The sequence below is a fragment of the Paralcaligenes ureilyticus genome (assembly GCF_004346225.1).
Lineage (GTDB): Bacteria > Pseudomonadota > Gammaproteobacteria > Burkholderiales > Burkholderiaceae_B > Paralcaligenes > Paralcaligenes ureilyticus.
On record NZ_SMAJ01000019.1, the window covers coordinates 38,662 to 57,711 of the forward strand.

Below are 19,050 nucleotides of genomic sequence, written 5' to 3' on the forward strand. Positions count from 1 at the left end.
CCGTTATTTCTTTTCTCTGAATTGTTGTATCCGGGCAATCAGCCCGGGTGCGGCCACCGAGCGCGCGAGGTCGGCGAGATCACTGTCGTTATTGTTCGCCTTGGTGAGTTCAAACAATGTGCGCCGGCTTGAATCCGGTAGGCATTGGGCCGTTGCCGTTGCTTCCTGGATGATGGAGTCCCAGCTTGTCATCGCCGACAACGCGTGGCAGAAGCCCAGCCGCTTCGCTTCCGCCGCGTCAAACACACGTGTCGAAGTCAGAATTTCACTTGCGGCGTCGTTGCCGACAATCGCCGCAAATCGACGCGTGCCCAATACCACGCCGAAATGCAGCCCCGGCATCCGGAAGCTTGAATCTGGCGTCGCGATGCGTTTGCGGCACGCGGCGAAGAGATCGGCCCCGGCGCCGAAAATACGGCCGTGCGCCAGGCCGACGGTCAGGCACGGCGAGCTTGCAACTTTTTGCAGCAGCATTTCGATGCGCAAGAAACGCAACACGATATCGCCTTCACTTTGCGCGTGAACATCGGTGAAGTCGAATCCTGCACTTAGCGTTTTACCGGCGCCTCTAATCACCAGGATCTGTGCATGCTGCTGCGGCGCTGCGTCTACCGCGGCAATCAAGGATTCGACGACGGAGGCCGACAAGGCATTCATTTTGTTCGGCCGGTTCAGCGTCAACGTCCAGCAAGGCCCATCTTTATTGATCAACAACTCGTCGTTCATACGACGTCCTTCTTCAATGATTTTCCGAGCATTTCGACGTTGTGTTAACCGAAACCCGTTGTGCAGGGGCGCACGGGAAGATCAGGGCGTCAACACTGACCTGTTGCCAAGATTAGCATGGGGTATGGCCGTGTGTAAACCGAGAAATAGGATTTTAATCCTATTTATTAGGACGGAAAGTCCCGTGATTTCATTGCCCGTAGCATCAACCGCACAATGTCCCCCAGCCCCCCGTAGCTTCCTTCTTGAAGAAATGGGTGCAAACGGGTGAGAAAACGGTATGAGGCAATAAATTGGGTGTAAATGGGTGTATCATTGGTTCCCATGATCCTCACCGACTCCCTCCAGATCACCCCGGAGATCCTCGGCCTGATCGCCGGTATCGACGAATTCAAGGGCGCCTGGCGTGCGCTGGGCACGCTGGCGCCTGATCGGCTATCGGCGCTACGACGGGTCGCCACCATCGAGAGTATTGGCTCTTCGACCCGGATCGAGGGAAGCAGGCTGTTGGATCGTGACGTCGAACGCCTGCTCTCCAACCTGCAGATCAAGTCTTTCGAGACCCGCGACGAACAGGAGGTGGCAGGCTATGCTGAAGTTATGGAGTTGGTGTTCTCGTCCTGGCAGGACATCGCGCTGACCGAGAACCACATCCGGCAGTTGCATCGCGACCTGCTGACCCACAGCGACAAGGACGCCTGGCATTGCGGCAACTACAAGACGACCCCCAACAGCGTGGCCGCGTTCGACGAACACGGCAAGCCGCTGGGCGTAGTGTTCGAGACCGCCGCGCCCTTCGACACGCCACGCCTGATGGCCGAATTGGCGACCTGGTTCAACGAGGAGCGCGGCACAGGACGTCTGCACCCGCTGTTGCTGATCGGTATCTGGGTCGTCGTGTTTATGGAGATTCATCCGTTTCAGGACGGCAATGGCCGTCTGAGCCGAGTGCTGACCACGCTGCTGCTGTTGCAGGCAGGCTACGCCTATGTACCCTACAGCTCGCTCGAAAGCGTGATCGAGCAGAACAAGGAAGCCTACTACCTGGCGTTGCGCCAGACCCAGGGCAGCATCCGCACGGATGCGCCTGACTGGCAGCCGTGGCTGGCGTTCTTCCTGCGTGTACTGTCCGAGCAAGTGCGCCGGCTTGAGCGCAAGATCGAGCGCGAGAAACTGGTGCTGGCCAAGCTGCCGGGCCTGGCACTGCAGATCGTCGAATTTACGCGCGAGCATGGCCGCATCACCATGGCCGAGGCGATCCGCCTGACCGGCGGCAACCGCAACACGCTAAAGCAACATTTCCGGATGCTGGTGGAGCAGAGGCATCTGATACAGCATGGTGGCGGGCGTGGGACTTGGTACGAGTTGCGCTGACCGGTCGGGTTCTCTTTGATCCTCTGGCGGGGCGGCATACGATCGGACTCTATCAAAAGTTCCTTTATTTATGCGGCTCGCAAAGGATTTTTTCAGACATCCTTGGACGTCCAATTACTTCCCTATGCAGAAGCTGGAAAAAATCTCGCCCAGCAGATCGTCGCTGGTGAATTGGCCGGTGATCGAGCTTAACGAGTCGTGCGCCAGGCGCAGTTCTTCGGCGAACAGGTCGAGCACCCGGTCATTGTGACTGGCATGTTCAGCGGCTTGGGCCAGGTGCTCGTCAGCTTGTTGCAGCGCGTGCAAATGGCGCGCTCGGGCCAGCCACGGCGATTGGGCGCCGGGGTTCCAGCCGGCCAGGTCGAGCAAGGTTTGTCGCAGCGCGTCCAGGCCCGCGCCGGTTTTGGCGGAGATGGCGATGGGCTCCAGACCGTCGCGCCCATCGACGGGCGCGTGGGTTGCACGGCTGCCTGTGTGGCGAACAGCGGGATCGGCCGCATCCAGCAAATCGATTTTGTTAAAGACCTTGAGAACCGGTGTGCGTGCGGGCAAGCGTTTTGTAATGGCTGAGTCGAGCTCGTCGTCGTGGGTGCGGGCGTCTTGCAGGTGGATGATGACGTTGGCCTTTTCAATTTCCGCCCAGGTGCGCGCGATACCGATGCTTTCAACCGCATCGTCGGTGTCTCGCAGGCCCGCCGTGTCGACGATATGAATGGGCACGCCCTGGATGTGGATTTGCTGGGTGACTTTGTCGCGTGTGGTGCCGGCAATGGGCGTGACGATGGCGATGTCGTCGCCCGCGAGGGCGTTAAGCAGGCTGGACTTGCCGACATTGGGCTGTCCGGCCAGGACCACGTGCAGGCCTTCGCGCAAGATCATTCCTTGTTGGGCCTGCCGGGTCAGGGCGTGCAAATCGTTCTGGATTTGGGCCAGCGCTTCGCGCGCCTGGTATTTTTCCAGGAAATCGATTTCTTCTTCGGGGAAGTCGAGCGTGGCTTCGACCAGCATGCGCAGATGCACGATGCGGTCGCTCAGTGCGTTGACATGGGTGGAGAAGACGCCGGCGAGAGAGGCCATGGCGCTGCGCGCAGCGGCCTCGGACGAAGCGTCGATCAGGTCGGCAACCGCTTCGGCCTGGGCCAGGTCGATGCGTTCATTCAAAAAGGCGCGTTGGGTGAATTCGCCGGGCTCGGCGTGGCGCAGGCCCAGTTCTTTACCCGAGCGCAGGCAGTGTTCCAGCAAGCGGCGCAACACGGCCGGGCCGCCATGGCCTTGCAGTTCGAGCACGTCTTCGCCGGTGTACGAATGGGGCCCTTTAAAAAACAGGGCGATACCGGCATCGATGGCCTGGCCGTGGGTGTCGTTGAATGGCAGGTAATGGGCATGGCGCGGCGTCAGCGCTACGCCGAACAGCTGGCCGACCAGGGCGCTCAGATCCTGGCCGGAAATGCGTACGACGCCGATCCCGCCCCGCCCGGGGGCGGTGGCGATGGCGATGATCGGATCGGTGGAATAGGCCGCCATACGCAGAGCTACTTGAGTCCCAGCGCTGCCTTTACGCCTGCCCCGTAGGCCGGATCGGCCTTGGCACAGTGTTCGATGTGACGGCGTTGGACATCTTGCGAAACGCCGGTGATGGCTCGCGCTGTGTTTTCAAAGAGCGCTTTCTTTTGCGCATCGTTCATCAAGCGAAAGAGTGCGCCGGGTTGTGAGTAATAGTCTTCGTCGACGCGATGGTTCCAGTGGTCGGCCGCCCCCTCGAGCGCCAGCGGCGGCTCCCGGAAATCCGGTTGCTCCTGCCATTCGCCCTGGGTGTTGGGCTCGTTGCCGGTGATGCGGCCGTAATTGCCGTCAACCCGCATGGCTCCGTCCCGATGGTAGCTGTGGAAGGGGCATTTGGGTGCGTTGACCGGAATTTGATGATGATTGACACCCAGGCGGTAGCGCTGCGCGTCGCCATAAGAGAAGAGGCGCGCCTGCAGCATTTTGTCGGGCGAGAAGCTGATGCCGGGCACAACGTTGGCCGGGTTGAAGGCGGCCTGTTCGATGTCGGCGAAGAAGTTTTCAGGATTGCGGTTCAGCTCCAGAACGCCGACCTCGATGAGTGGATAGTCTTTATGCGGCCAGACTTTGGTCAGATCGAAGGGATTGATGTGGTAAGTGCCGGCTTCTTTTTCCGGCATGATCTGAACGTATAGCGTCCAGCGAGGGAAATCCTTTTTCTCTATGCTTTCAAACAGATCTCGTTGCGAGCTTTCGCGATCGCGTCCCACCAGTTCGGCGGCTTGCGCGTCGCTTAGGTTTTCGATGCCTTGCTGAGTCTTGAAGGTAAACTTGACCCAGTGGCGCTCGTTCTTTGCATTGAGGAAGCTGAAGGTGTGGCTGCCGAACAGGTGTATGTGGCGAAACCCCCGAGGGATTCCGCGATCGCTCATGACGATGGTGATTTGGTGCAGGGCTTCAGGCAGTCCGGTCCAGAATTCCCAATTGTTCTGGGCGCTGCGCAGGCCGGTTCGGGGGTCGCGCTTGACCGCATGGTTCAGGTCGGGGAACTTGAGCGGATCGCGCATGAAGAAAACCGGCGTGTTGTTGCCCACCAGATCCCAGTTGCCTTCTTCGGTGTAGAACTTCATGGCGACACCGCGGATATCGCGCTCGGCGTCAGCGGCTCCACGTTCGCCTGCAACGGTGGAAAAACGCATCAGCACGGGCGTTTCTTTCCCGATCGTCGAAAAAATCCTGGCTTTGGTGTATTGGCTGATGTCGTGTGTCACCTTGAACGTGCCAAAAGCCCCGGCGCCCTTTGCATGCATGCGTCGTTCGGGGATGACCTCGCGGTCAAAATGGGCCAGTTTTTCGATTAGCCATACGTCTTGCAATAAGGCGGGTCCGCGCGGGCCGGCTGTCTGGGTGTTTTGGTTATCGGCAACCGGTGCGCCGGCGGCAGTGGTCAGCTTTTTCATGAAGTCCTCTCCTTGAAATCGTGAACGCGAAAGGGAAGTGTAGACGTAGTGGCAGCCCTTGTGGCTGCCATCGATATAGCAGATACGGCCAGCGAAGCTGACAAAGCGCACGGTTGATGTAGGAATGGAACAAGGTTAGCCGGTAAAGGTGTCACGGTAAAGGCGGCCGGATCCCGCTGTCTGGTTACCGCAGGTATCAGCCACGCCCGATAAATGGCATTTTGGTTGCCATGACCGTCATGAACTGCACATTGGCGTCAAGCGGCAGGCTGGCCATGTACACCACGGCACGCGCTACGTTTTGCACGTCCATGGTGGGTTCGGGCGCCACCGAACCGTCGGCCTGCAGGACGCCTTTACCCATTTTTTCAGTGAGTGCGGTGGCGGCGTTGCCGATGTCGATCTGGCCGCAGGCAATATCGTATTGCCGGCCGTCGAGCGAGGTGGCCTTGGTCAGGCCGGTGATGGCGTGCTTGGTTGCGGTGTACGACACCGCGCGAGGACGCGGGCAGTGGGCCGAGATCGAGCCGTTGTTGATGATGCGCCCGCCTCGCGGCTGCTGGCTTTTCATTAAGCGGAAGGCTCCCTGCGTGCAAAGGAAGGCGCCGGTCAGGTTGATATCGACAGCGGCTTTCCATTGCTCGATGCTCAGGTCTTCGAGCGAGGCCTCGGGTGCAAAAATGCCGGCGTTGTTAAAGAGCAGGTCGAGCCGCCCGAACGCCTCGCGGGTTCTGGCGAACAGGGCGTTGACCGAGTCGGGGCTGCTGACATCGGTGGCGACGACCAGGGATTTTGCGCCAGACGCCTGTCCTTCTTGCGCCGTCGCCTCCAAGGGGGCCGTGCGGCGCCCGGCCAGGACGACCGAGTAGCCTTCCTGCATCAGGGCCAGTGCGATGCACTTGCCTATTCCGGATCCGGCGCCGGTGACCAGTGCGATTTTTGCTGAAGTATTCATTTCTTTTTTCCTTTTCCTGCTGTCGCCCGTGGGCGTGCGCGTGTCAGGCTGGAACTGAGGCGCTTGTAGGCGATGCCCATGTGCGCCTGCATGGCGGCGCGGGCCTGCTCCGAATCCTTGGCGCGCAGCGCCTTGAGAATTTCGCGATGTTCGGCAATGGCTTGGGACCAGACTTCGGCGGTTTCGAAATGGCTGTGCAATTGGTCAAATAAGGGCCCTAGGCGAAAGTCGAACAGCCGTTGCACCACATTGACCAGCACGCTGTTGCCGGTTGCTTCGGCAATGCGTACGTGGAAAAGCCGGTCGGCGTCGATGGGCGTGACGCCTGCGCTGGCGTCTGCCGCCATGGTGTCGAGCGCCTGGGCAATTGCGTCGAACTGCGGCTTGCGCCCGACCCGGGCCGCGGTGGCCGCGACCTCTCCTTCGAGCAAGGCCCGTGCGCGTATCAGTTCCAGGGGGCCTTCTTCGCGCGAAAGGTCAAGCTCTTGCGTTGAGGAGGACGGCGGCTCGCAGACGTAAATGCCCGAGCCCATATGAACTTCGATATAGCCCTGCACTTCAAGCGCTATCAGCGCCTCGCGCAAGGAGGGCCGGCTTACGCCCAATTGCACGGACAGGTCGCGCTCGGCCGGAAGGCGCGACCCGACTGGAAATTCGCCCGCCAGAATCAGGGATCGCAATTGATCGCTGATCTGGCGGTAGAGTCTTTGCGTTTCGATGGCTTTAATGGGCATGGGCGTCTTGCTTGTCGTACTGTTTGTACTGCCTGCGCTTCGTGTTCGCAATTATTTGGAAACGGAATCCCGGATTATAGAGGGCTGCCAAGCGCGGCCGGGAATTCAATACCGTAGAGTTTGGCGCAGTCGCGCAGCCCGGGCGGGATACTGGGATGGAGTGCCACGCCGTCGCGTAGTTGTTCGTGCTTGCGGGCGACGCCGCGATCGCCAGGCATGCGCACGGAGTCAAAGCCCGGTGCTGCGGGATTGGCCCGGCAGGCCTCGGCCAGCCAATCCGTTTGGCGCGTAAAGTTGGCGCTGCCGCCAAACGCTTCCGGGTCGTACAGCGTCAGGAACACCGTGGCGCCCCATCCTTCGGCGGGATCGGCGCGGCCGTGGCCCGCCAGCCCGCCCGTGAGGGCCTCGATCAGCAATGCCAGGCCAAAGCCTTTGTGTCCCGACGCGACGCCGCCCAGCGGCATGATGGTGCCGGGCGGGGTGCCCGACAATACGCCCGGGTCGCGACTGGGATGGCCGTTGGCGTCGAGCATGCAGTCGTGATCGAACGATTGGCCTGCCTTTTGCAGGCGCGCGCACAGGCCATTGGTCACAATGGATGACGAGATATCAATCAGGAAGGGATTGCTCGTGGCGGGAATGCCGGCGGCAATGGGGTTCGGTGTAAAAACGGCTTGCGTGCCGCCATAGGGCGCGACGCTGGCGACGGCCGGGTCGGAACTGGCCAGCAGCATGACCAGGCCGCGCTCGGTGGCGCGCAGCAGATAGGCCGCCAGACAGGCGATGTGGTGGCTGCGGCGGATGACCAGCGTGGCGCTGCCGAACTGGCGGGCGCGAGGTTCAAGAGCGTCCATGCCTTCTCTGACCAGCCAGGGGCCGGGCAACCGGTGGCCATCCCAGCACAGCGCCGCGCCGCGGTCGGAGAGCACTTCGGGCTGGCCTGACTTGGCCATTGAGCCTTTGCGGATTTCCTGAAGGTAGGGTGCGAGGAGCGCCAGCCCGTGCGTGTCGTGGCCCAGCAGATCCCCCTCGACCAGGGTATCGGCGACGGCTTGCGCGGGGGCGTCTGCCATGCCGGCCGCCGCCAGCAGATCGGTGGCGAATTGTCGCAGTGAGCCGGCGGAAAAACGCGGGGCGGCCATCAGTACGTGGCCCGGCCGCCCGAAACGTCGAATACGCCGCCGGTGGTGAAAGAACATTCTTCCGAGCAGAGCCAGGATACGAGCGCCGCGATTTCAGCCGTTGTGCCGAAACGGTTCATGGGGATTTTGGAGAGCATGTAATCGATATGCTGTTGGGTCATTTGCGAAAACATGGCCGTGCGCACGGCGGCGGGCGTTACGCAGTTGACGGTGATGCCGGCCTGCGCGAGCTCCTTGCCCAAGGATTTTGTCAAGGCAATGACGCCGGCCTTGGAGGCGCTGTAGGCGGAGGCGTTCGGGTTGCCTTCCTTGCCGGCGATCGATGCAATGTTGGCAATGCGGCCGTAACCCCTGGCCTGCATTTGCGGCGCGATCGCGCGGCAGCATAAAAATGGGCCGCGCAGGTTGATGTTCATGACACGGTCCCATTCGGCGACCGGGTAGTCGCATACCGTGGCGTTTGGCCCGGTAATGCCCGCGCTGGTGACCAGGATGTCGATGCTGCCCATCGCCTGCAGGGTGGAAGCGGTTGCGTGCGCTACCTCGTCTTCGCTCGCGACATCGAGCCCTACTGTGTGGACCTGTGTCGAATCAAGCAATGCGCGCGCCTGGTCTAGCGCCTTGGCGTCGCGATCCCAAAGCGCAACGGTTGCGCCACCCGCAAGCAAACGTTGCACGATGGCCAGCCCGATCCCCGCCGCGCCGCCCGTCACAACGGCATGACGGCCTGAAAAATCGTAGTGATTCGCTTGTGCCACGGGTTTTCCTTAGGTTGGCGGCGCCTGCGCGTCGCAATGGGTAAATTGGCCTTACCAATCGGTAGCTACAGATTTCCATATCTCAATGGGCTTGTCAAGGTAAAAGGGCTGCCATGGATTACCCTACCCTGACGAGCGAGATTTGGTAATACCACTTTACCCATATTTGTTTGTGTAATAGACTGAAGGCCGAATTGGAAATCAGGGCGCGACGCATTGGCGACCGCCGGCAGGGATCAGAAAGTTTATAGTCTGGAGGCCGTGTGGCACAGGAAATTTCAATACCGGTCGACGAGATCGGCCGGCTGGATCAGGCGCCAGCCGTAATCCGCCTGAATCAAAACGACGATGTGCTGATTGCGACCCGCGATATCAAGCCGGGTACGGCCATTGCTGCCGAAAACATCGCTGCCTCCGAGGCCATTCCGGCCGGTCACAAAATGGCGGCGCATGCGATTTCTGCGGGCGACGCCATACGCCGGTATGACCAGATCATTGGTTTTGCCAGCTGTGATATTGCCGCGGGCCAGCATATCCATCTGCACAATATGACCATGCACAATTTCGCGCGCGATTATGCTTTTTGCGCCGACGTCAAACCTGTGCGCAAACCGCCAGCGGCCCTGACCTTCAACGGCTTTGTCCGCCCGGACGGGCGCGTGGCCACACGCAACTACATCGGTGTCGTCAGCAGCGTCAATTGTTCGGCCCGGGTCTGTCGGCAGATTGCCGACGCGTTTCGCGATGAAGCCCTTGGCGCGTTCCCGAATGTGGATGGCGTGGTGCCCATTACGCATAAAACCGGCTGTGGCATGGCTTCCAAAGGCGAAGGCATCGATTTACTACGGCGGGTGATCGCCGGTTATATCCGGCATCCAAACTTTGCCGGGGTTCTGTTTGTAGGACTGGGATGCGAATCCAATCAGATTTCGTCTTTGCTGGCGGCCGAACATTTGGCCGAGTCCAACCGGCTGCGCACTCTAACCATTCAGGACACGGGCGGTTCGCGTAAAACCATAGAGCGCGGCATCGAGATCGTGCGCGAAATGCTCGCCGTTGCCAACCGAGATGAGCGCCAGCCGCTGCCCATCAGCCATATAACCGTGGGTTTGCAGTGCGGCGGATCTGACGGTTATTCGGGCATTACGGCCAATCCGGCGCTAGGCGCGGCGATGGATTTGCTCGTCGAACACGGTGGCACGGCCATTCTTAGCGAAACGCCGGAAATATACGGTGCCGAGCATCTTCTGACGCGCCGGGCGATCTCCCGCGCGGTGGGTGAAAAACTGGTCGACCGGATTCATTGGTGGGAAAAATACACTGAACGTCTGGGCGGCGAAATGAATAACAATCCATCGCCTGGGAACAAGGCGGGCGGGTTGACGACGATTCTGGAAAAGTCTTTGGGCGCAGTCGCCAAGGCCGGCACCAGCAATCTGTCCGATGTCGTCGAATACGCGCAAACCGTGACGGCCCATGGCTTGGTGTTTATGGATACCCCGGGGTACGACCCGGTTTCAGCCACCGGCCAGGTAGCGGGAGGGGCCAATGTTATTTGTTTTACGACTGGCCGCGGCTCGGTCTACGGCTGCAAGCCCTCGCCGTCGCTGAAACTGGCGACCAATTCAACCATGTATCGGCGCATGAGCGAAGACATGGACATCAACTGCGGCGAGATTCTGGATGGCGCCAATACCGTGCAGCAGGTAGGCGAGCAGATTTTCCGGCGCATCATCGAAGTGGCATCGGGCGATCGCACGAAAAGCGAGCTGCAGGGGTTTGGCGAAGACGAGTTCGCGCCCTGGATACTCGGGCCAACCATGTGATGGTGCGGCGGTACAAAAAATAATCGCGGGCGGTAAAGGAGACAATAGTGAGTGACAAAGAAAAGCCTGTGCGTCGCAGCCAGGCCTGGTTCGGACGGCTTGACCGCGACGGTTTCATCTACCGTTCGTGGATGAAGAATCGAGGCATCCCGCACGATCAGTTCGACGGTCGCCCGGTGATTGGCATTTGCAATACTTTCTCTGAACTGACGCCGTGCAATTCGCATTTCCGCACCTTGGCCGAGCAGGTCAAGATCGGGGTTTGGGAGTCGGGCGGCTTCCCTCTCGAGTTTCCGGTCATGTCGCTGGGCGAGACGATGTTGCGGCCTACGGCCATGCTGTTTCGCAACCTGGCCAGCATGGACGTCGAGGAATCGATACGCGGCAATCCGTTGGATGGCGTCGTATTGCTGATGGGCTGCGACAAAACGACGCCTTCGCTCATGATGGGGGCGGCGTCCTGCGACCTGCCCACTATCGGTGTGTCGGGCGGTCCCATGCTTAGCGGCAAGTTTCGAGGCCGCGAACTGGGTTCAGGCACCGACGTCTGGAAGATGTCTGAAGAAGTTCGCGCCGGGCAAATGTCGCAGGAAGAATTTTTCGAAGCGGAAAGCTGCATGCATCGCTCGCATGGGCATTGCATGACGATGGGTACGGCATCCACGATGGCCAGCATGGTGGAAGCGCTGGGCATGAGCCTGCCTGGCAACGCGGCGATTCCCGCCGTGGATGCGCGCCGCAATCTGCTCGCGCGCGCTTCGGGCCGGCGCATTGTGCAGATGGTCAAAGATGATCTGGTCATGTCGAAAATCCTGACGCGCCAGGCCTTTGAAAACGCCATCCGCGTGAACGCCGCTATCGGTGGCTCGACCAACGCGGTGATTCATCTGTTGGCGATTGCGGGGCGTATCGGGGTTGACCTGACGCTTGCCGACTGGGATGCGCTCGGCCACAAATTGCCGTGCCTGGTTGATCTGCAGCCTTCGGGCACTCATCTGATGGAAGACTTTTATTATGCGGGCGGCGTGCCCGCCGTGATCCGCGAGCTGGGCGATGTCATTGCCCGCGATGCCCTGACGGTGAATGGCCAGACCCTGTGGGATAACTGCAAGGATGCGCCAAACTGGAATCGCGAGGTCATCCATGCCTTTAACGAGCCTTTCAAGACCGAGGCGGGGATAGCCGTACTGCGTGGCAACCTATGCCCCGATGGGGCCGTCATCAAACCTTCGGCCGCCACGCCGGCCCTGCTCAAGCACAAGGGCCGCGCGGTCGTGTTCGAAAACAGCGAACATATGCACGAGCGCATGGACGATGAAAACCTGGACGTCGACGAGAATTGCGTGCTGGTTTTGAAGAATTGCGGGCCCCGCGGCTATCCGGGTATGGCCGAAGCCGGCAATATGCCGCTGCCGCCGAAAATCCTGCGCAAAGGCATCACCGATATGGTCCGGGTGTCCGACGCCCGCATGAGCGGCACCGCGTATGGCACGGTGGTTCTGCATGTGGCCCCCGAGGCCGCCGCGGGCGGCCCTTTGGCGCTGGTGCAGGACGGCGACATCATCGAACTGGATGTGGCCGCGCGCAAGCTGCATTTGCATGTGTCCGATGAAGAGCTCGCACGCCGCCGCGAGGCATGGCAAGCGCCGCCGGCGCCCATGGCGCGCGGCTGGGTCAAGCTTTATGTCGAGCATGTGCAGCAAGCCAATCTGGGCGCCGACCTTGATTTTCTGCGAGGTAAAAGCGGCGCGGGCATACCCAAAGACAATCACTGAGAGCGGTGCATGAAAGTTTTGATTACAGATTATGATTTTCCCGATCTTGACCTGGAGCAAGATCTGTATCGTGCCGCGGGCGTCGAGGTCGTCGTGGCGCAATGCCGCAGCGAAGCCGATGTCATCGCCGCCTCGGAAGGTTGCCAGGGGCTGCTGGTGCAGTACGCCCCCGTGAACGCCCGTGTATTTGCCGCAAGGCCGGAGATTCGCATTGTCAGCCGGTTTGGCGCCGGGTTCGATACGATAAATCTGGCCGACGCCGAAGAGCATGGCGTATGGGTGGGCAATTCGCCTGATTACGGCGTGGGCGAGGTGGCCACTCATGCGCTGGCGATGACGCTATCCTTATTGCGTCATATTGCTTTCTACGACCGCGACGTGAAGGCCGGGAAATGGCATTTCACGTCGGCGGGCAAGATGCGGCGCGTGGGCGACATGACCATCGGCATTCTGGGGCTGGGCCGTATAGGCAAGCGTATGGCGCACATCAGCCGAAACAGTTTCAAGCGGGTGATCGCCTGCGATCCGCATATTATCGACGGGGACTTCCCGGCTTACGTAGAACGCGTTAGCATGGACGAGTTGTTTTCCCAGTCCGATGCGATCTCGGTGCATGTTCCGCTAAATGATGAGACGCGCGGCCTGGTCAATGCTCGAGCGCTGGGCCTGATGCCGCAGGGCGGCGTCCTGGTCAATACGGCGCGCGGCCCCGTTGTTGATATCGACGCCTTGCTTGCGGCACTCGACAGCGGTCGTCTCGATGGGGCCGCGCTCGACGTGCTGCCGATCGAGCCGCCCGCCATAGATGCCCGCATTGTGCAGCATCCGCGTGTATTGCTGACGCCGCACGCTGCGTTTTATTCTGTGGTGGCGGAAAAAGAATTGCGGCGCAAGGCTGCGCAGAATTTAATCGATTGGGCGCAACGAGGCCGCCCATCGTATGTGGTAGTGGAAGGCGTGGCATAAATCATAAGTAGAACGAGACAAAGGAACACGGCATGGCATCAGTGCAGATTCGAGGAATACAGAAGTATTTCGGCGGCACACAGGTTATTCGCGGTGTCGATATCGACATCGAAGATGGGCAATTTGCCGTACTGGTTGGGCCGTCGGGTTGCGGCAAGTCGACCTTGTTGCGGATGTTGGCCGGGCTGGAGCAGATCACCGAAGGTGAAATCCTGATCAATGGCAAGGTTGTCAATAATATGCAGCCCAAGGAACGCGACATTGCCATGGTGTTCCAGAATTACGCGTTGTACCCGCACATGACGGTGTACGACAATATGGCGTTTTCCTTGTTATTGGCCAAAATCGACAAAGACGATATCAAGAAGCGGGTCGATCGCGCCTCTGAAATTCTGGGCCTTTCGCAATTGCTGGAGCGTTTCCCGCGTCAGCTTTCAGGCGGTCAGCGTCAGCGTGTTGCGATGGGCCGCGCCATTGTGCGCGACCCGCAGGTTTTTCTGTTCGACGAGCCCTTGTCCAACCTCGATGCCAAGCTGCGTGTGCAAATGCGTGCGGAAATCAAAGAGCTGCATCAGCGCCTTCACACCACCTCGGTCTATGTGACCCACGATCAGATCGAAGCCATGACGATGGCCGATCAGATCGTTGTCATGCACGATGGCGTGGTTGAGCAGCGCGGCAAGCCGCTCGACCTTTACGACCACCCCGATAACCTGTTTGTAGCGGGCTTCATCGGTTCGCCGGCGATGAATTTCGTGCCTGGCGTGTTGCGTCGCAGTGGATCCGGCGCGCGGGTAGAGTTTCCCGACGGCTCGTTCGTGCCTGCGCCCATCACCACCGGCCAGACGGCTGGAGTCGATGGCCAGCCGGTGATTTATGGCGTACGCCCCGAGCACTTGAATGTTGCTTCGGGCGACGAAGGGATCAAAACGGGGGTTGTCGTCATTGAGCCCACCGGCGCCAACACCGAGGTCTATTCACGGTTTTGCAATGCGGATCTCATTTCGATCTTTCGCGAGCGCCACAACTTCAAGGCGGGCGACACGCTGCGCCTGGTTCCCGACCACCATCACACCCATTTGTTCGACGCAGAGTCCGGCAAGGCTTTGCGGCAAAACTGATTTTTTGGAGGCACACAGCAAGACTGATTTCCCGTGGGCTTAGTCCCTTTAACCAAAGGAGTGGAAGACATGACAAAACTTACAAGACGCGATTTTCTGGTGTCTACGGCCGCAGCGGCTGCAGCAACAACCCTGAGCGGCAGCGCTTTTGCCGCCGAAGCCGGCACCAAGCTGAATTACACGCCGGAAAAAGGCGCCACCTTGCGTGTGCTGCGGTGGAAGCGCTTCGTGCAGGGCGACGAAGACCTCTGGATGGCAAACACCAAAAAATTCACCGAGCAAACCGGCATACCGGTACGCATCGACAACGAAGGCTGGGAAGATGTGCGGCCCAAGGCGGCGGTGGCGGCACGGGTGGGCAGCGGTCCCGACATTATCATCGGCTGGTTCGATGACCCGGAGCAATATCCCGAGAAGCTGGTTGACGTTTCCGACCTGGGTACTTACCTGGACAAGAAATACGGCGGCTGGTACGACGTATGCAAGAAATACGGCATGAAGGATGGCAAGTGGATCGCCATACCCCTGGGGGTTGTCGGCAACGCGCTGGTGTATCGTCAAAGCATGATCAAGGCGGCCGGGTTCGATACCGTTCCCAAAGACTTGGCGGGTTTTCTCAAACTGTGCCAGGCGCTCAAGGCCAAGAACACGCCGGCGGGTTTTGCGTTTGGCCACGCGGTGGGCGACGGCAATAACTTTGCGCACTGGCTGCTGTGGTCGCACGGCGGCATGCTGGTCAATAAAAAGGGCCATGTGGTGGTCGAGTCGCCCGAAACCGTTGCGGCGCTGGAATATGCCAGGGAACTGTACAAAACCTTTATTCCGGGCACGCTGGCGTGGCAGGATCCGTCCAATAACAAGGCCTTCCTGGACAGCCAGATCAGTCTGACGGCCAACGGCATTTCGGTGTATTACGCGGCAAAGAAGTCCGCCGATCCGAAAATGCAGGCGATCGCGCTGGATATCGAGCATGCACATCTTCCCGTAGGCTCTACCGGCAAGCATACCGAGCTGATGCAGATCACACAGATGATGTTGTTCAAGTACTCCAAGTATCCCAAGGCCGCCAAGGCTTTCATGCAATTCATGATGGAAGCCGATCAGTACAACCCGTGGATGCAGGCCGCCATTGGCTATGTCAGTCAACCGCTGAAAGCCTACGAGGCCAACCCGATCTGGACGTCGGATCCGAAAGCGACCGTGTTCCGCGATTCCGCGGCGATCATGATCGACAACGGCCATGCAGGGCCTCTTGGAACCGCTTCGGCAGCTGTCATGGCCGATTATGTGGTGGTTGATATGTTTGCCGCGGCGGCAAGCGGATCGAAGACACCCAAAGAAGCGGCCAAGCAGGCGGCTGAACGCGCCAAGCGTTATTACAAGGCCTAAGAGCGCGACGCCCGGGGGCCGGGCGGCACGCTCCCTCCTGACGGCGGCCCAGGCCGCCGTCAGCGACGTTTCCATCTAGGATGCTTATGCTATCTCGACTGTTCAATAACAAGAATGTGCTGGGGCTGTGTTTTATGCTGCCCTCGGCCATATTGCTGCTGGTGTTTCTGACGTATCCGCTTGGGCTGGGGGTTTGGCTCGGTTTTACCGATGCCAAAATAGGAAGTTCGGGTCATTGGATAGGCCTGGACAACTATCGCTATCTGATCGGCGATTCGATCGCGCAGCTGGCCCTGTTCAACACGATACTTTATACCGTTGTGGCCAGTATCCTGAAGTTCATGCTGGGCCTGTGGCTGGCTCTGTTGCTTAACAAGAATTTGCCGTTCAAATCTTTTTTCCGATCCATGGTGCTACTGCCGTGGATCGTGCCCACGGCGCTATCGGCGCTGGCATTCTGGTGGATATACGATCCGCAGTTTTCGATTATCAGCTGGACGCTCGTGAAGATGGGCGTGATCCATCATTACATCAATTTCCTGGGCGACCCATGGATGGCCCGGGCCTCGGTGATCGTCGCCAACGTATGGCGCGGCATTCCCTTTGTGGCGATCACGCTGCTGGCTGGGCTGCAGACGATTTCGCCGGCGCTGTATGAGGCCGCGTCGATCGACGGGGTGACCCCCTGGCAGCAGTTCCGCTATGTGACCTTGCCGCTGCTCACGCCCATCATTGCGGTGGTGATGACTTTCTCGGTACTGTTTACGTTCACCGACTTTCAGCTGATTTACGTGCTGACACGCGGTGGCCCGCTCAATGCCACGCATCTGATGACGACCTTGTCGTTTCAACGCGCCATTCCGGGCGGATCGCTGGGCGAGGGTGCCGCGTTGGCGATACTGATGATTCCGTTCCTGCTGGCGTCCATCATGTTCTCGTATTTCGGGCTGCAACGTCGCGCCTGGCAACAAGGAGGGGATAAATGAAAAAGCCGCAGCCCGAGCAACAGGGGATGGACTTTCTGCAGTCGCTGCCGCGACGCTGGGTAACCGTCTATATCCCTTTGGCCATATTTGTTTTTGTACTGCTGTTTCCGTTTTACTGGATGGTGATCACGGCGTTCAAGTCCGACGCGGAACTGGCGTTACACACCAGCAACCCGTTCTGGGTGGTGGCGCCCACGCTGCATCACTTCAAACGGTTGTTGTTCGATACGCCCTTTAACGGGTGGATGATCAATACGGTGATCGTGTCGGTGGCGGCGACCTTCATATCGCTCACCGCGAGCGTGTTTGGGGCATATGCGATAGAGCGCTTGCGCTTTCAGGGTTCCAAGCAAGTGGGCCTGGGGATTTTCTTCGCGTATCTGGTGCCGCCGTCGATCCTGTTCATTCCGCTTGCGTCGATCGTGTTCCAGCTGGGCCTGTTCGACACACGCTGGGCCTTGATTCTTACCTATCCCACGTTCTTGATTCCGTTTTGCACCTGGCTGCTGATGGGGTATTTTCGGTCCATTCCCTACGAGCTGGAAGAGTGTGCGCTTATCGACGGCGCGACGCGTTGGCAGATTCTGGTGAAGATCATCATGCCCCTGGCCGTTCCTGGATTGATTTCGGCCGGCATATTCGCATTCACACTTTCCTGGAACGAGTTCATTTACGCGCTGACGTTCATTTCTTCGACCGAGGTCAAAACCGTGCCGGTGGGCATGGTTACGGAACTGATCGAAGGCGACGTATACCATTGGGGCGAGTTAATGGCCGGCGCCTTGCTGGGGTCTTTGCCGGTCGCGATTGTGTATTCGTTCTTTGTGGAATATTACGTGTCGGGGATGACGGGGGCGGTGAAGGAATAATGGATGCGTGGGATGGTATCCCATGTTTGTAGCGCCACCCCTTGTGGGTGGCATTCGCTGAAAGTGGCTCACCCTATCCCGCTTAAAACCTCCTAGCCCCGCGCCGTGGGCGGTTAAGGCAGGTCAGGCTCCGACGTGCCCGGTTCTGGCTACGCCAGAACTTCCCGCGCGAATAATCTGCTTCGGGGCGGCGTGCGAACTCGTGGGGCGATCAGTCCACTGGACTGATCGCAAGCGTCCCACTCAAACAGCGCACGCCTTGGATCCCCGAAGCAGATTATTCGCGCGGCGTGCCCGAGTCGCCCGCCCTGCCTTAACCGCCCACGTCGCTACATTGTTGAAATGGCAGCCACAAGGGCTGCCGCTACATTGGCAACGGATACGTATTTTATTGGGACGCATACGTATTTGTAGCGGCACCCCTTGTGGGTGCCATCTACGCCCAAACCCACTCCCGCCTATTTCCCCCCCGCCTTCAACTCCTCACTTATATATTCCTGCACGATCGCGTCGAAACTGGCGTCGCGCGTAAATCCCATGGCGTTGGCGCGGGTAGTGAGGAAATCGCCGGGCCATGAATTGACGATGCGTTCGATGGCCGGATCGATTTGCCAGCGTATGCGTTGTGCGGCCGCAGCGCCGCCTACGCGTTCGAGCGACTGTGCCATCTCGCCTACGGTCGTAGACAGGCCGGGTAGGTTCAGGGCGCGGCTGGCGCCAAGCAGGCTGCCGATTTCGTGGCCATGTATCAGATTGGCGATGGCTTTGCCGGGCGAGATCAGCCACAGCGCGGTGCCTGGCGCTACGGGACAGACTGATACGGTGCCGTTTAGCGGCTCGCGTATGATGCCGCTGGCAAAACTGGACGCGGCTTTGTTGGGGGCGCCGGGGCGCACACATACTGTGGGCATGCGCAGGGCGCGGCCATCGATGAACTGCTTGCGGCTGTAGTCGCTGATCAGGAGTTCGCCCATGACTTTCTGCGCGCCGTACGAGCTTTGCGGCGTGGTGGGCGTGCTGTCGAGCACTTGTGCGGGCAGAATGCCGCCGAAGGCGGCTACCGAGCTGGTGAACACGACACGCGGACAGTTGCGATTGTGGCGCGCGCGTTCGAGGATGAGGCGGGTGGCGTCCAGATTGATGCGCATGCCCAGATCGAAGTTGGCTTCGGCCTCGCCGCTGACGATCGCGGCCAGATGGAAGATGGATTGGGTGTCTGGAGTAACGGCGGCCCGCACGACTTCCGGGTCGGAAATGTCGCCGGTAATGGTTTGGATGCGGGGGTCGTTAAACCCGTGAGCTGCCACCACATCGAGCAAGGTGATGCGTGAAATGGTCTGTTGAACGCCCTGCGCATCGGCCAGTGTGTTGCGCTTGAGAAGTGCTTTGGCAAGACGCGAGCCCAGTAGGCCGGCGCCGCCCGTAATCAATATATGCATGGAATTTTCCGAGGGACAGTATGCGTC

The 19,050-nt window shown here is 59.7% G+C and carries 16 protein-coding genes; 8 read left to right on the forward strand and 8 right to left on the reverse strand.

Going from position 1 to position 19,050, the window contains the following annotated elements:
- Positions 1-3 precede the first annotated feature (3 nt).
- Positions 4-726 carry an enoyl-CoA hydratase/isomerase family protein gene (locus EDC26_RS17690; protein WP_132585121.1) on the reverse strand — a complete coding sequence of 241 codons (723 nt, stop codon included), beginning with the start codon at positions 724-726 and terminating at the stop codon, positions 4-6.
- Between the two features lie 324 nt (positions 727-1,050).
- Between EDC26_RS17690 and EDC26_RS17695 the strand changes: the two genes are divergently transcribed.
- Positions 1,051-2,100 (forward strand): Fic family protein, encoded by a 1,050-nt coding sequence (locus tag EDC26_RS17695; RefSeq protein ID WP_132585124.1) that lies wholly within the window; start codon positions 1,051-1,053, stop codon positions 2,098-2,100.
- 114 nt (positions 2,101-2,214) lie between these two features.
- Here EDC26_RS17695 and mnmE read toward each other — a convergent pair whose 3' ends face one another.
- From mnmE to EDC26_RS17725, 6 genes are all read right to left on the reverse strand, one after another.
- On the reverse strand, positions 2,215-3,624 hold the full coding sequence (gene mnmE / locus EDC26_RS17700; protein WP_132585127.1) for a tRNA uridine-5-carboxymethylaminomethyl(34) synthesis GTPase MnmE: 1,410 nt from the start codon (positions 3,622-3,624) through the stop codon (positions 2,215-2,217).
- A gap of 8 nt (positions 3,625-3,632) precedes the next feature.
- On the reverse strand, positions 3,633-5,063 hold the full coding sequence (locus EDC26_RS17705) for a catalase (RefSeq protein WP_132585130.1): 1,431 nt from the start codon (positions 5,061-5,063) through the stop codon (positions 3,633-3,635).
- Positions 5,064-5,259: 196 nt separating this feature from the next.
- Positions 5,260-6,018: an SDR family oxidoreductase gene (locus tag EDC26_RS17710; RefSeq protein ID WP_132585133.1), complete on the reverse strand. Its 759-nt coding sequence runs from the start codon at positions 6,016-6,018 to the stop codon at positions 5,260-5,262.
- On the reverse strand, positions 6,015-6,752 hold the full coding sequence (locus EDC26_RS17715) for a FadR/GntR family transcriptional regulator (protein WP_132585136.1): 738 nt from the start codon (positions 6,750-6,752) through the stop codon (positions 6,015-6,017). The genes EDC26_RS17710 and EDC26_RS17715 overlap by 4 nt, the downstream gene beginning before the upstream one ends.
- Before the next feature lie 74 nt (positions 6,753-6,826).
- Complete coding sequence (locus EDC26_RS17720) at positions 6,827-7,894, reverse strand: Ldh family oxidoreductase (protein WP_132585139.1); 1,068 nt, start codon at positions 7,892-7,894, stop codon at positions 6,827-6,829.
- The gene (locus tag EDC26_RS17725) at positions 7,894-8,652 is read right to left on the reverse strand and encodes an SDR family NAD(P)-dependent oxidoreductase (RefSeq protein WP_132585142.1); all 759 of its coding nucleotides are present in this window, start codon (positions 8,650-8,652) and stop codon (positions 7,894-7,896) included. Before EDC26_RS17725 ends, EDC26_RS17720 begins: the two co-directional genes overlap by 1 nt.
- Positions 8,653-8,948: 296 nt before the next feature.
- Between EDC26_RS17725 and EDC26_RS17730 the strand changes: the two genes are divergently transcribed.
- The 7 genes from EDC26_RS17730 to EDC26_RS17760 all read left to right on the forward strand — a co-directional run bounded on the left by EDC26_RS17730 (position 8,949) and on the right by EDC26_RS17760 (position 17,584).
- Positions 8,949-10,478, forward strand: a complete 1,530-nt coding sequence (locus EDC26_RS17730) for a UxaA family hydrolase (protein WP_425012865.1) — start codon at positions 8,949-8,951, stop codon at positions 10,476-10,478.
- Positions 10,479-10,525: 47 nt separating this feature from the next.
- Entirely contained in the window at positions 10,526-12,253 is a 1,728-nt protein-coding gene (locus EDC26_RS17735) for an IlvD/Edd family dehydratase (protein ID WP_132585145.1), read from the forward strand.
- 9 nt (positions 12,254-12,262) lie between these two features.
- Positions 12,263-13,219, forward strand: coding sequence for a C-terminal binding protein (locus EDC26_RS17740; RefSeq protein ID WP_132585148.1), 957 nt, complete (start codon positions 12,263-12,265; stop codon positions 13,217-13,219).
- 32 nt (positions 13,220-13,251) lie between these two features.
- The gene (locus EDC26_RS17745) at positions 13,252-14,340 is read left to right on the forward strand and encodes an ABC transporter ATP-binding protein (RefSeq protein WP_132585151.1); all 1,089 of its coding nucleotides are present in this window, start codon (positions 13,252-13,254) and stop codon (positions 14,338-14,340) included.
- A 69-nt stretch (positions 14,341-14,409) separates the two neighbouring features.
- The gene (locus EDC26_RS17750; RefSeq protein ID WP_132585154.1) at positions 14,410-15,729 is read left to right on the forward strand and encodes an ABC transporter substrate-binding protein; all 1,320 of its coding nucleotides are present in this window, start codon (positions 14,410-14,412) and stop codon (positions 15,727-15,729) included.
- Between the two features lie 86 nt (positions 15,730-15,815).
- Positions 15,816-16,715 (forward strand): carbohydrate ABC transporter permease, encoded by a 900-nt coding sequence (locus tag EDC26_RS17755; RefSeq protein WP_132585157.1) that lies wholly within the window; start codon positions 15,816-15,818, stop codon positions 16,713-16,715.
- Positions 16,712-17,584, forward strand: a complete 873-nt coding sequence (locus EDC26_RS17760) for a carbohydrate ABC transporter permease (RefSeq protein ID WP_132585160.1) — start codon at positions 16,712-16,714, stop codon at positions 17,582-17,584. Before EDC26_RS17755 ends, EDC26_RS17760 begins: the two co-directional genes overlap by 4 nt.
- Before the next feature lie 458 nt (positions 17,585-18,042).
- On the opposite strand, the gene denD is transcribed toward EDC26_RS17760, so the two are convergent.
- Positions 18,043-19,023 carry a D-erythronate dehydrogenase gene (gene denD / locus EDC26_RS17765; RefSeq protein ID WP_132585163.1) on the reverse strand — a complete coding sequence of 327 codons (981 nt, stop codon included), beginning with the start codon at positions 19,021-19,023 and terminating at the stop codon, positions 18,043-18,045.
- Positions 19,024-19,050 lie beyond the last annotated feature (27 nt).